Source organism: Cereibacter changlensis JA139 (assembly GCF_003034985.1).
Classification (GTDB): Bacteria; Pseudomonadota; Alphaproteobacteria; order Rhodobacterales; family Rhodobacteraceae; genus Cereibacter; species Cereibacter changlensis.
Window position 1 is genome coordinate 1 of record NZ_PZKG01000310.1, and the last position, 1,743, is coordinate 1,743.

At 62.0% G+C, this 1,743-nt stretch carries 3 protein-coding genes; all 3 read left to right on the top strand.

The genetic code is table 11. From position 1 onward, the window contains the following. Positions 1-252, top strand: a 252-nt coding sequence (locus tag C5F48_RS25470; protein ID WP_181247770.1) for a hypothetical protein, incomplete at its 5' end; no start/stop codon positions are given. A 341-nt stretch (positions 253-593) separates the two neighbouring features. After that, a complete protein-coding gene (locus C5F48_RS23545; protein WP_107666094.1) occupies positions 594-857 on the top strand; it encodes a YjhX family toxin in 264 nt (87 codons plus the stop codon). 1 nt (position 858) lies between these two features. Then, positions 859-1,359 carry a GNAT family N-acetyltransferase gene (locus C5F48_RS23550; RefSeq protein WP_107666095.1) on the top strand — a complete coding sequence of 167 codons (501 nt, stop codon included), beginning with the start codon at positions 859-861 and terminating at the stop codon, positions 1,357-1,359. The last annotated feature ends 384 nt before the right edge of the window (positions 1,360-1,743 follow it).

A 1,743-nucleotide genomic window follows, 5' to 3' on the forward strand; every position in this document is an offset into this window, starting at 1 on the left:
GACACTCTTCCCGGCGTATTCATCGGAGCCGATCATCATGACGACGGAAGGCCCATCGCCGAGCTGGAACACTACCTGAAGACGCTCGCCAGGGTGCTGCAGTCCGTCCAACTGCGCGCCGCGGCGGAACCCGAAGAGGTGACATGTTGCCCGCGGCTCCTGCTCGACACGTTCCTGCCCATCGTGAGCTTGCAGGCGTTCAACCCGAAATGGCTCAGCCCCGATCATCTCCGCATCGGCAGCCTGCAGTAGAGATTCCGACACGGTGTCGGGATCGAGCCGATCAGAGGCCAAATCAGGGATCGACGCGGGCATGGCCCGCGCTCACCCCTGACCTGCGGCTTGCTCTCGGGGTCTGCTGTGCGGGATAAAGCGGACGCTTGCATGCGCGCATTTCTGCTGCCTTGAGATCCTTGCCGGCATTGTCTATTTCGGTATTCGGGCGGCGATAGAATGCGCAGCCCGGACAGTGGAGACTGGATGTTAGAGCTTGTGTGATAGGGCTCTCTGATTTTCAGAGAGCTACGTGAGACTGAAACCGCTGGGTGCGTTTGCTCCCGGTTTCCTCTTTATGTCTATCACACGAGACTTCCATGAATATTTCAAAGAATGAACAGCGTGCGCTGCACGTCCTGGCGCTCGGCGGCCGCATCCTGCACGAACGCGAGAACGGCCCCAAGATCACCTCCGTCACCTGTGTTACACGGGAAGGGATGATCCTTGCCGACTTCGACATGACCATCTTCAACAAGCTGCGGCGCAAACGACTGGTCGAATCCCGGTCTGGTGGACCTTATCAAATCTCGAAACGCGGTCGCCTTTCTGTACGGGCGCAACTCGACAATCAAGGAGCATGACATGCTGATCCGTAATGAAATCAGCAGTGACGCCTGCGCCATCCGGACGGTTGTGACCGACGCCATGAAGCTGCTGCCGCAATCCATTGGAACAGAGGCTGTCATTGTCGACAGGCTGAGGGCGGACAATGCCCTTAGCCTGTCGCTTGTGGCCGAGGACGCGGGCGCTGTTGTCGGTTACCTAGCCGCGTCACGCGCCAGAATCGGGGTCGTGTCCGGCTGGGCCTTGATCGGTCCCGTTGCCGTCCTGCCTGTTCGACACGGCGAGGGAATCGGAAGCGCCCTCATTGCCGAAGCGATCCTTCGGTTGCGGGCCAGCTGCAAAGGGGCGGCGCTTGTGGGTGATCCCGGTTACTATGGCAGATTCGGGTTCCGGACTTTTCCGGGCTTGCGGGTAGGTGACTGCCCGCAGCAGTTCGTGCAGGCCCTGCCGTTCACGGCCAGCGAACCCGAAGGCGAGCTGATCCATCATTCCGCGTTCGGTTTGCAGCAAAGGGTGTGACTCGAACTCGGGTCGCACAACCGGCAGTGCGGCCCGAGCAGTCCCGCTTGCAGAAACCTTTCCGCTCAAATCGACCGGGTGCCCCCCCCGGCCGGAGGCCGGAGCCAGGGCATCAGCCCCTCCCTGCGCGGCGGGCGTCCTGACTGTCTCGGAGAGCCAGCCATGACGCACCCGGGCATGGTCGGGTCCGACGCCCCGTCTCCGCCCTGCGGGTGACGATCACTGGCGCAGAAGATCCGATGGAGATCCCGACATGTGTCGGGATCGAGCAGGTCAGACGCTAGTTCAGGGGATCGACGCGGGCTTGGGCCCGCGCTCACCCCCGCCCTGCGGCTTTTCCTGTTTGCCAGATCCGCCCAACATCCCTGATCGGGCCGGTCAATC